Below are 12,500 nucleotides of genomic sequence, written 5' to 3' on the forward strand. Positions count from 1 at the left end.
TCAGGCGTCCTTTCTGTTGGCTGTGACCAGGAGCCACAGCAGGAACGGGGCGCCGAGCGCGCCGGTGACCACTCCCACAGGCAGGACGGTGCCGTCCAGCAGCAGCGGGGCGAGGTTGGCGGCGAAGTAGTCCGCCGCGAGGACAATCAGGGCACCCACCAGGGCCGACGCCGGCAGGCCGGGTTTGCCGGTGAAGCGGCGGGCGATGGGCCCGGCCAGGAAGGCGACAAACGCGACCGGCCCGGCCGCCGCCGTCGCCACCGCCGCGAGCGATACCGCAACGACCACGAGGGCCAGGCGGGTGCCGGCGACGCGGAGTCCCAGTCCGCCGGCGGCGTCGTCGCCCAGTTCCAGGATGCGCAGCGGCCCGGCAAGGACCACGACGGCGGGGACCAGCACCGCGAGCCCCAGGAACAGGACGCCGGCCCGGTCCCAGTTGGCGGAGTTCAGCGAGCCGTTCAGCCAGACCAGGGCGTCAGCGGCGGTCCGGATATCGGCGCGGGTCATCAGGAAACTCACCACTGCCTGCAGGGCGGCGGCGATGCCTACCCCGGCCAGGACCAGGCGGTTCCCGGCTGCGTTTCCCCGGCCGGGCCCGCGGTTCCTGCCGCCGGAGATCGCATGGATCAGGACGGCCACGGCGAGCGCACCGGCCAACGCCGCCCCGGACACCGTGGCACCGGACGCGCCGAAAACGACGATGGCAACAACGGCCGCCGCACTGGCCCCGGAGCTGATGCCTATGACATCGGGGCTGGCCAGCGGGTTCCGGAGCATCGTCTGGAAGAGGGCGCCGGCCAGTCCGAACGCAACTCCGATCATGGTTCCGATGACGGCGTGCGGAAGCTTGTTCTCCATCACGATGAAGCTGGCGCCCGGAATCTTCGGGCCGCCGGTGAGATGGTTGGCGACGATGGTGAAGAAGTCGGGGACGGTGACCGTGTAGCTGCCCAGCAGGACGGACACGAAGAACATCACCACTACGGCGGAGGCCAGCACGGCAGTCCGGTGGACCCTCACAGCCCGGCTCCCTTCCCGCGGCGGATCAGCCAGACGAAGACCGGCGCGCCGACGAGGGCGGTCATGATGCCGGCCGGGACCTCACCCGGGAGCAGCACCACGCGCCCGATGATGTCCGCCGCGAGCAGCAGCGCCGGAGCGGCCACCAGGGAGAAGGGAAGGATCCAGCGGTAGTCCGGACCGGTGAGGAAACGGACGGCGTGCGGCACCACCAGGCCCACGAAGCCGATGGGTCCCGCCAAAGCCGTGGCCGTGCCGCACAGCAGGACAATTCCCAGTGCGGTCACGGCACGGGCGGCGCCAACACGCTGCCCAAGCCCGCGGGCGGTGTCGTCGCCCAGGGCCAGGCTGTTGAGGATCCTGCCGCTCAGCAGCACAATAAGTGCGCCCGCAGCCAAGAAAGGCAGGCCGGGAAGCAGCACGGACCAGTCCCTGCCGGCGATGCCGCCGACCTGCCAGAACCGGAACCTGTCCAGGGTGTCCTGGCTGGAGACCAGGATGACGTTCATGAGGGAGGAGAGCCCGGCGCTCAGGGCAGCCCCCGCAAGCGCGAGCTTGACCGGCGTGGCGCCTTCCCGGCCCAGCGAGGCGATGAGATACACCACGACGGCGGCGGTTGCGGCACCGATGAAGGCGAACCAGATGTAGCCGGAAAGGCCGGTTACGCCGAAGACGTAGATGCCGGTCACCACCGCCAGGGCTGCACCGGCGTTGACACCGATGATGCCGGGATCGGCCAGCGGGTTGCGGGCAACTCCCTGCATGGCCGCGCCGGCCAGCCCCAGGGCGCCCCCGGCCAGCAGGCCAAGGACAGTCCGCGGAATCCGCGCCTGGACCACGGCATGGTCCCCGTTCGCGGGATCGAACGCTGCGAGCGCCTGCCACACCGTCTCGAGCGGAACATCCCGGGCACCCACCGCCAGCGACGCCCCGGCCATGAGCACCAGCACGACGACGACGGCAGCCAGCCAGGCGGCCCGCTTCCTTTCCGGGGCGTTGCCGCGGAGGGGAGCGGCCGCCGCCCGGGCCGGCACCCGGGCGCCGGTGTCCGCTGCGGGACGTGCCGTCGTCGTACTCATGGCGCTGGACCTACTTCACTGCATCCGCTGCGCCGGCGAGCTGCGGCAGGAAGGTGTCCAGCGACCACGGCAGGCTCAGCGGCGAGGATGCCGAGATGGAAAGGGTCAGGGTGTTGTCCGAATCGGCCACCAGGGCGCCGTTCTTGATGGCGGGGATCTGGCCCAGCAGGGGGTCGGCCTTGATGGCGTCCTTGGTGGACGCGTCGGGGACCCAGGTGACGAAGATGTCAGAGGCCAGCTCGTTGGCCTTTTCCGCGGACCACGGGATGTAGAACTCCTTGGAGCCCTTGGAGTTCTCTGCCACCACCGGTGCCAGGGTCATGCCGATTTCGGTGAGGAACCGGGGGCGGTTGTCGTTGGCCGTGTAGACGTTCACGCCGTCACCCTTGGCGGGCTCGAGGTTGCCGTAGATGAAGCTCTTGCCGGAGATCTGCGGGTACTTGGCGACCTTGTCCTTGACGGTGGCTTCGGTGTCCGCCACCAGTTGTGCTGCCTGCGCTTCCTTGCCGAGGGCTTTGCCGATGATGGTGGTTGAGTCCTGCCAGGAGGTCCCGTACGCCACCTGGGGGTGGGCCACCACGGGGGCGATCTCGCTGAGCTTCTTGTAGTCCTCCTCGGTGAGGCCCGAGTAGGCGGCGAGGATGACGTCAGGGCTGAGCTTGGCGATCTCGGTGAAGTTGATGCCGTCGGCTTCGGAGTACTGGACCGGTGCCTTGGCCGAACCGAATCCGGCGCCCAGTTGTTCCAGGGCGGCATCCTTCCACGGGGTGGAGCCCTTACTGTTGCCGCCCCATTCGTTTTTGGGGACGCCGACAGGCACCACGCCCAGCGCGATGGCGACGTCGTCGTTCACCCAGGAAACGGTCGCCACCCGGGTGGGCTGCTTCTCGATGGTGGTACTGCCGAACACGTGCTCGATGGTGACCGGGAACGCCGTGCTGCCGCCGGCGCTGGTGGCGTCGGCTACGGAGGAGGCGGGGCCGGTTGAGCAGCCAGAGAGCGTGAGCGCAGCTGCGGCGAGGACGGCTCCCGCTTTGCCGGCGGACGAGAAGAGGCTCCGGCGGGTGGGCAGGGGACCAGGGAAAGGGGGACGTCACGGGGCTCCTTCAAGGGGGCGGATGAAAACTTAAGTAAGGCTAACCTATGTAAATCATCATTACGCAACATTTTTGTCACCTAATCCGAATTCGGTGACCAACGCCACATCCAGATGCCAATCCTTGGACAGTTGGCGCCCAATTTGGCAGGATGGCCTTGCCGGGCCGGCCGAAGCCGCCCGGAACGCTGAACAAACGCTGAACATCGGACAGGACAACAGGAAATGCGCATGCAGAGGGCTGACACGGCCGCCGCTGCCATGGAGAGCGGGGTGGCCGCTTTGGCCTGCTCCGCGGAGACTGACTGACTCCCCTGTTACCTTGGCCCGGGTCCGGGCCGCCCACTGCTACGAAAGTTCAGCCATGCAATCAGTCACGCCCCAGCAAATCCGCTCATCCTTCGTCAACGCCAGCCGCTCGGAAGCGGCGAAACTGACGCTGCCCAAAAACTTCGATTCCCTCGACTGGGACAGCCTGGAGTTCCTGGGCTGGCGGGACGGAAAGATGCCGCTGCGCGGTTACCTGGTGGTCCCCGGTCCGAAAGGCCTCACCGGAATCATGCTCCGGGCCCCCGAGGGAGGCGTCCGGAAGAACCGTTCCGTGTTGTGCGAACTCTGCCGGGACGTCTTCTCCAAGGAGGACGTCCTGCTCTGGGTCGCCAAGCGCTCGGGCCAGTCGGGGCGCGACGGCAACACGGTCGGCACCCTGATCTGCGCCGACTTCGTCTGCTGCGGCAACGTCCGGAGGGAACCGCCGGCCAACGAGATCAACCCGGACCCCGCCGTCGTCGTGCAGCGCCAAATCCAGGGGCTGCAGGACCGCACGGCGCAGTTCCTGGCCAGGGTGCAGTCGAAGTAGCCGGCGCAGTCAACGTGCTGCCGGTTACCGCAGGACGATATCCACCGGGTTCGCCTCGGACCGCCAGGCGCCTTCTTCCCGGGCGGGGGCGGATGACGGGTGCAGTCAGGACACCGGAACGGTTGGTGCGTTTGTCACGCAGGATTTCGGTGACGGAGCCCAGGTGCCGGGACAGGTCGATCACGTTTTCGGGCGCAGCCAGCAGCAGCTGGAACCCGAATTCGTGCAGCGCCTTGATCCCGGCACCTGCGAACTCCTCGGATGCGAGCACGAAGGCCTCGTCCATCATCACCGTGCCGTAGGTGGTGAAACCCTGCTCGGCGATTCCCAGCTGGTAGCTCAGGGCGGCGGCCATGATGAACGCCGTGAACCGCTGCCGCTCGCCACCGGACATCGACCCGGTGTCGGCATGCATGAACACCTCTGTCTTCCTGCTGCCGCCCTTCTTCCCTGAGGTGGGGGCGGCGACTTCGCGGTGTTCCTTGCACTGGATGAACAAGTGGCCGCGGACGTCCAGGACCTCGGCGCGCCAGCGCCGGTCCTCCGGCGCCTGCGAACCCAGCCGTTTGACCAGCGTCTCCAGGGACTTGTAGCGGGCGGTGAGCTCGCCGTCGTCGTCCCTGTCCGGGCCGTGACCGTCTGCGCGGCCTGACTCCGCCTTCGCGGGCCGGGTGTGCCGCGCCTTCAGTGCGTTCTGGATGGCGTCCTTGAACTGCTTGGCAGTGGGCGGCAGTGTCTGCTTGATGTCCAGTTCCAGGTAGCTGCCCTCATGGAAGTTCACCTGGGACAGGATGCCGTTCAGCGGGAGGATGCGGCTGGTGATGGAGCGCCGTTCCTCGTCCAGCAGGTGAAGCAGGGTGCTGAAGGACTCGTGCGTGCGCTGGTTGAAGAACTGCCGGAATTCGGCCTCCTGCGCGGGCAGGCCGTCGTTCACGATCGCGTGGTAGCGGGCCTCGAATTCACTGGCGGCGCCAATGCTGGTCCCGTGGTCGGCGGAGATGGCGCTGCCCCACTCCCGGACGAAACCTTCGAAGATGCGGGTGAGTCGCTCGGCTGTGGCCTGTCCCCGCGACTCGGCCGCGTGCAGTTCGCCCAGCAGGGCCGTCCGTACCCGGTTGGCAAGGTTGTCCAGTTCATGCATTTCAATGACGTCGCCGAATTCCGCGAAGTGCGGTTCGAGCGCTGCGGCCGTGGCGTCCGACGGCGGTGCCTGGGCCAGACGGACGCGCGCGGCTTCCAGCAGCGCGTCCGCGCCCGTCAGCTGGCGGTCCAGGGCCTTGTATTCGCTTTGTAGGACGGCTGCCGACTCGGTGCTGGACTGGTGTTTCTGCCGGACCTCCTCGATGGTGGCGCGGAGCGGCTCCAGGTCCGCCTGGGCGGCTAGGGCATCCTTGAGCCGCTGCTCGATCCGGGCGAGCTCATCCGCCGCGACAGCCGCGGACACTTGTTCCCACGGACGGTCGTCCTCGGCGATGCGGCGCAGGGCATCGAGTTGGCGGCTCATGCCCTGGTGCGAGTCCTCGCGGCTCTGGGCCAGTTCTGCGGCCTTGGCCACTTCCTGCCGGAGGTCCTCCACCTGGGCGGCAACCAGTTCGAGCTTGGCGGCGTTGTCGAAACCGAGCACGTAGTCCTGGCGGCTGGTGAAGCGGTCGTCCTTCTCCACCGTGTGCCGGTTCCGCTTGACCACGCCGCCCAGGCTCAGGCCCTTCTCCAGGGCTGCGAGTTCGTCCGGATCCTCGACGCAGGGGTAGGCAAAGTCCAGTGCGATCCGCTCGCGGACCCATTCGCCGGCCTCGGCCACCGCACCGGCGGCGAGGATGTCCAGCTTGGCCAGCAGGTCGCCGTCGCGCACGTCCTCCACGGCGAGCGCGCCGCCGGCCAGCGGCTTGGAGACGTCCACCGCCCGCAACGCCCCGCGGACGTTGTGGTCGTTAAGGTAGCGGGTCACGGCACCGAAGTGCTCCCCCGGCACCAGCAGGGTGGTGGCCAGGCTCCGGAGCGCGCGCTCCGCCGCCGGGCGCCACCGCTCCTCCCCGTCGGCGAGGTCCATGAGCTCGCCTGCGAACGGCATCCGGTCCTCGGGAATGCCCGTGGCTGCGGCGATCGCGGCGCGGTTTTCAATGCTCGACGGCGGCAGCAGGGATTTGCGCGTTTTCAGTGACACCAGTTCCTGCTCGGCGGCCGCAAGCTCCCGTTTGCGGGTGGCATGGGCGTCGAACGCCTCAAAGCGCAGCTCCTGCAGGGCCTGTGAATCATCCTTCAGCTCGGCCGACCTCGCCGCCGCCTGTTCGTGGGCCTGCTCCCAGCCAGCCGCGCTCCACTCAAGCTGCAGCCCGGCGTCGGACAATGCCTGCTGGGCCGCCTCTTCCACCTGGCGGCGAAGCTTCAGCCCCACCCGGGTGTTCTCCAGGGACTGCTCGATCGCCGAGATGGCGTTGCCGCCCTGGTTGTTGTAGTCGGTTTCGAGCTGCCGCAGGTCCTTGGCCAGCCCGTCACGGACCGCACGTTCGGCGCCGAGCTCCTTGGCCTTCGCCTGTGCCAGCTCGCGGAACCGGACCAGGGTTTTCTGGTGGACCTCGACCGCCAGCTTCTGCTTGTAGGCCTCGAATTCCTCCCCCACAAGCTCCCTGAGCCGGTTCGCGTCCAGCAGGGACTGCGCGTATTCACGGTTCAGTCCCGGCACCGGGGCCAGCTGGTCGCGCTGCTGCCGGACGTCCTCCAGCCGCTGGCGGATGGACATCAGGTTGCTGAACTCCTCCACCACGTCATCTGCGGCGGCCAAAGTCGCAGGGGCATCGAGCACCTGGTCGCGGAAGAACGTGTTGACGCTGCCGCCCAGCCCCTTCCCGGCCTGGATCACGCGCAGCAAGGGCAGCGCCTGGTCCGAGCTGATCCCCAGCAGCCGGCGGAAACGTTCAGCGAATGCCTTGTGGACATCGAACACCTGTGCGTGCGGGAAGATCGTTTCCAGGGCGCCCTTGGTGAAGCGCTTGTCCGCGATGCCTTCCACGGCTTCCAGGTCCAGCGGCACGTTATCAATCAGGTAGAACCGGCCCACGCTGGACTCGGTCCCGTTCTTGGGCAGGTCGAACAGCGCAGAGACCGTCACCCGGGTGCCGGCTGCGTTGTCGAACGTCAGCGCGACGGCGGACCAGGTGGCGCCCGGGCGCTGGAACGCGCTCGCCGAGCCGTCCCCCACGGCCTTGTCCCCCACCTTGCCGCGCATATAGGTGAACGTGGTGCGCTTGTCCTCCACCGCACCGCCGGAACGCTGCGCAGCCGCCTCGTTGGACCGTGGCCGCGCATCGAACACCCGCAGCATGGCATCGAACAGCGTCGACTTTCCCACGCCGGAGTTACCCGTCAGCAAGGTGCCGTTCCGGTCCACGTGCATGGTGTGCGCGCCGTGGAACGTCCCCCAGTTGACCACCTGCACCAAGGCAAGCCGCATCTGGCCCGGGTTGGCCACGTCCCCCAGCGGGAGCATGCTTGCGATGGTCACTTGGTCACCTCATTCGTGGGTTCGGACGCCTCGTCGGCGGACGCCGCTCCGGCCTTTGCGGCCTCGTCACCGTCGGCATCGTCGTCTTCTGCGCCGTCCTCGGCACCTGCCTCAGCGTCGCCGTCAAGATCCAGGAGCGGTTCAGTTCCTGACTGGTCCGCCGAGGCCGCCACCAGCGCTTCGATGTGGGCCGGGATGTCGCCGATGTTTTCGAACGGCAGCGCCAGGGGCAGGGCGTTGGAGATGGTGTAGACATCGTCCAGCCCGGTGGGGAGCAGGAGCTGGCGGGCCAGGAGCTTGGTGATGGCACGGGTCACCACATCCGAATCGCGGAGGGCGTCCTGCTGGCCCGCCGGCTGGTAGTGCGCCACCAGGTCCGTGATTTCCTCCCGGGTGATGGTGGGGTCCGTCTGGGCGGTGACGTGCCGGTCCAGGAGCAGCCGGAGCCGGAGCAGCACGATGGTTTCAACCCTGCTCAGCGCGCGCTGTTGCCGCAGGATGCTGGACCGGGTGCTGCCGCCGATGACCTCCGGGTCAACGGGACGGAGGACCGCGATCTTCCGCTCATGGTCCAGCTGCAGGGTGAGGAACAGCTCGGACAGGCGGCTCCGCAGGATCAACTGGTTGTCCAGCAGGACCGTCCACAGCTTCTCGTCACGGCCGCCATCGATGTACGGGCCCTTCAGGAGCTTGACCAACGCCTGCCGCACCTTCATCGGCAGCACGCCGGTATCGCCGGGGAACAGGGCTGCGCCGTCCACGAAGGTGTCACGGGGGAGACCACTCCGGTGAGGGGGCTCGGCGGCGTCGGGGTTTCGACAGGCTCAACCACCGGCTCGTCCAGGGGGGTCGTGATTTCCTCAGTCATCTGAATCCTTTGCGAGCGTGACCACGGGCAGGTAGGCCCTGCGGGTGGAACCGTCTATCTGTTCGAAGTCCAGGCCGTCCCAGGCCCCGCGGTTGAAGTCGGCACCCCGGTGCAGGGCTTCGGAGAGGAGGGCGCGGATGGTGTTGATGTGCTGCTCTTCGGGCGGCAGCTGCTGCCAGGCGTCGGCCAGCGTCGAGGCCCCCGCCATGGCCGCGCGGACCACGGCGGGCTTGGCTTTTCCGGTCCTCGGCGAGCGCACCCGGTCCGAGTCGGTGAAGGCGATGGGATCGGCCAGACGGGGCGGAGCCGCGAATTCGTCGGGATCGAACAGCTTCACCATGGACAGCGACTCGAAGCCCGCGTTGTACAGGACCGGGCCAGGCACCAGGCCCGGGCGTTCACGCTCGTACGGCAGTGACCGGATGGCCTGCTCCGCCTCCCGCAGCACCTGCCGGAGCCGCACCGACTGGCGGAAATCGTCACTCTGGACGTACGTGTTGAGGCTCTCGCTGAGTTTGCCGTAGATGCGCTGGATCTGGCTGTGCTGCTGCCGGAGCTTCGCCACCAGGTTCTTCAGGGTCTCCCGGTCCTCGGGCGAGAGGTCGTCTGCGAACTGGCGGCTCAGGACTTCGCCGATGGCGGACCGGAACCGGAGCTGCTGCTGCGGGTCCTCCAGGAAGGCGGTGAAGGACCGGAACGTCCGGCCCTCCGGGCTTTGGCGGAGCCGTTTGTCCGCCTCCAGCACCTGCGCCATGGTGGCGCCCTTGGTCAGCGACTCCTCAATGATCTGGTTGCGCAGGCCGCCAACCAGTTCCTCGATCCTGTCGCGCATCTTCTTGTAATCCGCGGGCAGGCTGGCAGCCAGGTCCAGGATGTTCCCGGCGGCCTCCACTGCCTCGTCATCGTCCAGGAGGCCATCGAACTCGCCGGTGCTGATGTCCTCGATGAGCTGCTGCCGCTCCTCGATTTCCTCTTCCAGGGCCTCCAGGCGCGCACTCTGGTCCGGGTTGGTTTCGTTGGCGAGCTTCTCCACGTCCCCCAGCAGGGTGCCCAGCCGGGAACCGTTCAAAGTGGACCGTTCGCTGGAGAGGCTGTCCAGGAAGGCCAGCACGCGCGCTGCCGGTTCGGTGACCTCGTACACGATCTGGCCCGACTGGTTGCGGCGGGTCAGGAACTGCCGCCGGGTCCACTCGTCGCCGAAGGATTTTCCGTTGGCCCCTCCGCCCAGCCCGGGTTCCTGGCGCCGCAGCTCCTCAAGGAAGGAGTCGACGTCGGCATGGAATTCTTCCAGCGGCAGCTGTGGCCGGGTGCGGGTGAAGGAAGCCTGCAGCACAGCGATCACCCACGGCGCCGAACGCGTCAAGGCCCAGGCGGGTCCTTTGGTGAGGAGTTCGAGGTCCCGAAGCCGGGCGCTGATGGCATCAGCGGATGACCTGGCGGAGCGGGGCACGCACTCTCCTTGGGCTCGGGTGGCGGGGGGCGGCAGCGGGTCGGACCGGAAAACTGCCAACTACAAGGTTAACGCAGGCCGCCGCGACCACTCCGTGACCTACCTCCGGGTAGTGTTTCGATCCCGTATCAACAGCCCCTCCAGCCCCACGCGCCTCTGGCTGGCGGCGAGGCTGTCCCCCTAGGCTTCAGCTACTGGTCTTCACCACAGCAGTCTTTCGCCACCGCAACGCCGCAGCAGGGGGATTCATGCAGTTCGATCTGAGCACAGTGGAAACAGCCACCTTGGTTTTCATCGGGACGCTGGTGTTCGGCGCGGTCCTGGCCGGATTCGTCCTGGCCGCCGGGCTGGTTGCCCTGGTGGTGCTGGGCGCCGGAAAGCTCACGTGGACGGTGCTGTCCACCACGCTCCTGGCAGTGGTCCACGGAATCAACGCCGGGTGGGACAGGCTGGTCCATCGCGCGGCCGCCGTCGATCTGTCCGGCGATTTCCAGGGGCAAACGGCCCCTGGCACGGGAACCTACCCGCGGGTAATCTTGAGTGACAGCTGAAGGGTTCTCCAACCCGGCGGATCCATGGCTACACCGGCCATTCCGGCCCGAGGAGATAACCCATGAGCTCCGCAACTGACAGCCAGGCCAAAGACGCCCCGGCTGAGGAAATCTCCGTTCCGGCCGGCAACATCGGAGCCGGTGCCACCGCCGAGGACGCCCGGGCCGTCGCAGAGGCCGCCCGGGAAACCGGCTGGGACCGCCCCAGCTTCGCCAAAGGCCTCTACCTGGGCAGCTTCGACCTCGGCCTGGTCCACCCCTGGCCGGCTGCCGATCCTGCGTCCGTGGAAAAGGGCGAAGCCTTCATGGCCCGCCTGACCGAATACGCCAAGACCATGTCCGGGCGCGTCATTGAACGGGACGCAAAGATTCCTGACGAGTACATCAGGGATCTGGCCGGCCTGGGCGTCTTCGGCATGAAGATCCCGGAGGAATACGGCGGCCTGGGCCTCTCACTGGTGTACTACGGCCGGGCACTTGCCCTTCTCGGCAGCGTCCACCCCAGTCTGGGAGCGCTCATCTCCGCCCACCAGTCCATTGGCGTTCCGGAACCGGTCAAGGTCTTCGGCACGCCCGCGCAGAAACGCGAATACCTTCCCCGCTGCGCCGCCGGCGCCGTCACCGCGTTCCTCCTCACGGAACCGGACGTCGGCAGCGATCCTGCCCGGATGGGCAGCACGGCAACGCCAACGGCCGACGGCGAGGCTTACCTCCTGGACGGCGTGAAGCTGTGGACCACCAACGGCGTGATCGCCGAACTGGTGGTGGTGATGGCCCTGGTTCCCGCCCACACCGACGCCGCAGGCACCACCCACAAAGGCGGCATCAGCGCGTTCGTGGTGGAGATGGACTCGCCCGGCATCACAGTGGAAAACCGGAACGCGTTCATGGGCCTGCGCGGCATCGAAAACGGCGTGACCCGTTTCCACCAGGTGCGGGTTCCCGCCGCGAACCGGCTGGGCCGCGAGGGCCAGGGCCTGAAGATCGCCTTGACCACCCTGAACACCGGCCGCCTGGCGCTGCCGGCGCTGTGCGTGGCCTCGGGGCGATGGAGCCTGAAGATTGCCCGCGAATGGTCCAACGCCCGCACCCAGTGGGGCCGTCCCGTGGGCGAACACGAGGCCGTGGGCAAGAAGATCGCGTTCATCGCGGCGTCCGCCTTCGCCTTGGACGCGGTCTTTGAACTTGCCGCCGAACTGGCCGACGCCGGGCAGAAGGACGTCCGCATCGAAGCCGCACTCGCCAAACTCTGGGCCACGGAGATCAGCTGCCGGATCGCGGACGAGGTGGTGCAGATCCGCGGCGGCCGCGGATTTGAAACGGCCGAATCGCTGGCGGCCCGGGGTGAACGCGCGGTACCGGCCGAGCAGCAGTTGCGCGACATGCGGATCAACCGGATCTTCGAGGGGTCTTCCGAGATCATGCGGCTGCTGATTGCCCGGGAGGCCGTGGACGCGCATCTCGCGGCCGCGGGCGATCTCGCGTCCCTCGATGCGAGCCTTGCGGATAAGGCCAAGGCCGCCGTCGGCGCCTCCGGTTTCTACGCAAAATGGCTGCCCAAGCTGGTGGCGGGCGCCGGCATGGACCCGCGCTCCTACAGCGACTTCGGCAGGCTGGCGAAGCACCTGCGCTTCGTGGAACGCTCCTCGCGCCGGCTGGCACGGCAAACCTTCTACGGCATGGGCCGGTGGCAGGCGAAGCTGGAGCAGAAGCAGGCCTTCCTTGGCCGCATCGTGGACATCGGCGCCGAACTCTTCGCCATGACGGCCTGCTGTTCCCGCACTGAGATGCTGCTTCGCACGTCCCCCGGTACGGCCGCGGGCGCCTACGAACTCGCGGATGCCTACTGCGAGCAGGCAAAAGTGCGGGTGGACGAGTACTTCGACCAGCTGTGGCGGAACACGGACGACGCCGACCACGCATTGACCCGCAAAGTCCTCGCCGGTGACTACACCTGGCTGGAAGCCGGCGTGCTTGACCAGTCCGAGGGAACCGGCCCGTGGATCGCCGACGCCTCTGCCGGGCCGTCCCGGAAGGAAGACCTGCACCGCAAATACCGGTAAAACCGCAGGTCA

7 protein-coding genes and 2 pseudogenes are annotated in these 12,500 nt (G+C 67.8%); 3 read left to right on the forward strand and 6 right to left on the reverse strand.

Features of this window, described 5'->3' with window-relative positions:
* From ACX5I6_RS03710 to ACX5I6_RS03720, 3 genes are read right to left on the reverse strand one after another with little or no spacing between them, the layout of a single operon-like run.
* The gene (locus ACX5I6_RS03710) at positions 1-975 is read right to left on the reverse strand and encodes a FecCD family ABC transporter permease (protein WP_461841665.1); all 975 of its coding nucleotides are present in this window, start codon (positions 973-975) and stop codon (positions 1-3) included.
* A gap of 41 nt (positions 976-1,016) precedes the next feature.
* Positions 1,017-2,099, reverse strand: a complete 1,083-nt coding sequence (locus ACX5I6_RS03715; RefSeq protein WP_461839506.1) for a FecCD family ABC transporter permease — start codon at positions 2,097-2,099, stop codon at positions 1,017-1,019.
* A gap of 10 nt (positions 2,100-2,109) precedes the next feature.
* Positions 2,110-3,171: an iron-siderophore ABC transporter substrate-binding protein gene (locus ACX5I6_RS03720; protein ID WP_461841666.1), complete on the reverse strand. Its 1,062-nt coding sequence runs from the start codon at positions 3,169-3,171 to the stop codon at positions 2,110-2,112.
* A 388-nt stretch (positions 3,172-3,559) separates the two neighbouring features.
* On the opposite strand from ACX5I6_RS03720, the gene ACX5I6_RS03725 reads away from it, so the two are divergent.
* Positions 3,560-4,054, forward strand: coding sequence for an FBP domain-containing protein (locus ACX5I6_RS03725; RefSeq protein WP_461839507.1), 495 nt, complete (start codon positions 3,560-3,562; stop codon positions 4,052-4,054).
* 24 nt (positions 4,055-4,078) lie between these two features.
* Here ACX5I6_RS03725 and ACX5I6_RS03730 read toward each other — a convergent pair.
* From ACX5I6_RS03730 to ACX5I6_RS03740, 3 genes and pseudogenes are all read right to left on the reverse strand, one after another.
* Positions 4,079-7,556 (reverse strand): annotated as a pseudogene (locus tag ACX5I6_RS03730) (ATP-binding protein).
* A pseudogene (locus tag ACX5I6_RS03735) lies at positions 7,553-8,424 on the reverse strand (DUF4194 domain-containing protein). The pseudogenes ACX5I6_RS03730 and ACX5I6_RS03735 overlap by 4 nt, the downstream one beginning before the upstream one ends.
* Positions 8,417-9,874 (reverse strand): DUF3375 family protein, encoded by a 1,458-nt coding sequence (locus tag ACX5I6_RS03740; protein WP_461839508.1) that lies wholly within the window; start codon positions 9,872-9,874, stop codon positions 8,417-8,419. The pseudogene ACX5I6_RS03735 and the gene ACX5I6_RS03740 overlap by 8 nt, the downstream one beginning before the upstream one ends.
* A 248-nt stretch (positions 9,875-10,122) precedes the next feature.
* Between ACX5I6_RS03740 and ACX5I6_RS03745 the strand changes: the two genes are divergently transcribed.
* Together ACX5I6_RS03745 and ACX5I6_RS03750 are read left to right on the forward strand one after the other, a co-directional pair.
* On the forward strand, positions 10,123-10,425 hold the full coding sequence (locus tag ACX5I6_RS03745) for a hypothetical protein (RefSeq protein ID WP_018763927.1): 303 nt from the start codon (positions 10,123-10,125) through the stop codon (positions 10,423-10,425).
* Between the two features lie 62 nt (positions 10,426-10,487).
* Positions 10,488-12,488, forward strand: coding sequence for an acyl-CoA dehydrogenase family protein (locus ACX5I6_RS03750; RefSeq protein WP_461839509.1), 2,001 nt, complete (start codon positions 10,488-10,490; stop codon positions 12,486-12,488).
* Positions 12,489-12,500 lie beyond the last annotated feature (12 nt).

The sequence above is a fragment of the Arthrobacter sp. MMS24-T111 genome (genome assembly GCF_054888995.1).

Bases quoted from the DNA above. Each gene is read 5' to 3' on its own strand.
- ACX5I6_RS03725 (WP_461839507.1), top strand. From the start codon at position 3,560: ATGCAATCAGTCACGCCCCAGCAAATCCGCTCATCCTTCGTCAACGCC.
- ACX5I6_RS03710 (WP_461841665.1), bottom strand. From the start codon at position 975: ATGTTCTTCGTGTCCGTCCTGCTGGGCAGCTACACGGTCACCGTCCCC.
- ACX5I6_RS03715 (WP_461839506.1), bottom strand. From the start codon at position 2,099: ATGAGTACGACGACGGCACGTCCCGCAGCGGACACCGGCGCCCGGGTG.
- ACX5I6_RS03750 (WP_461839509.1), top strand. From the start codon at position 10,488: ATGAGCTCCGCAACTGACAGCCAGGCCAAAGACGCCCCGGCTGAGGAA.
- ACX5I6_RS03745 (WP_018763927.1), top strand. From the start codon at position 10,123: ATGCAGTTCGATCTGAGCACAGTGGAAACAGCCACCTTGGTTTTCATC.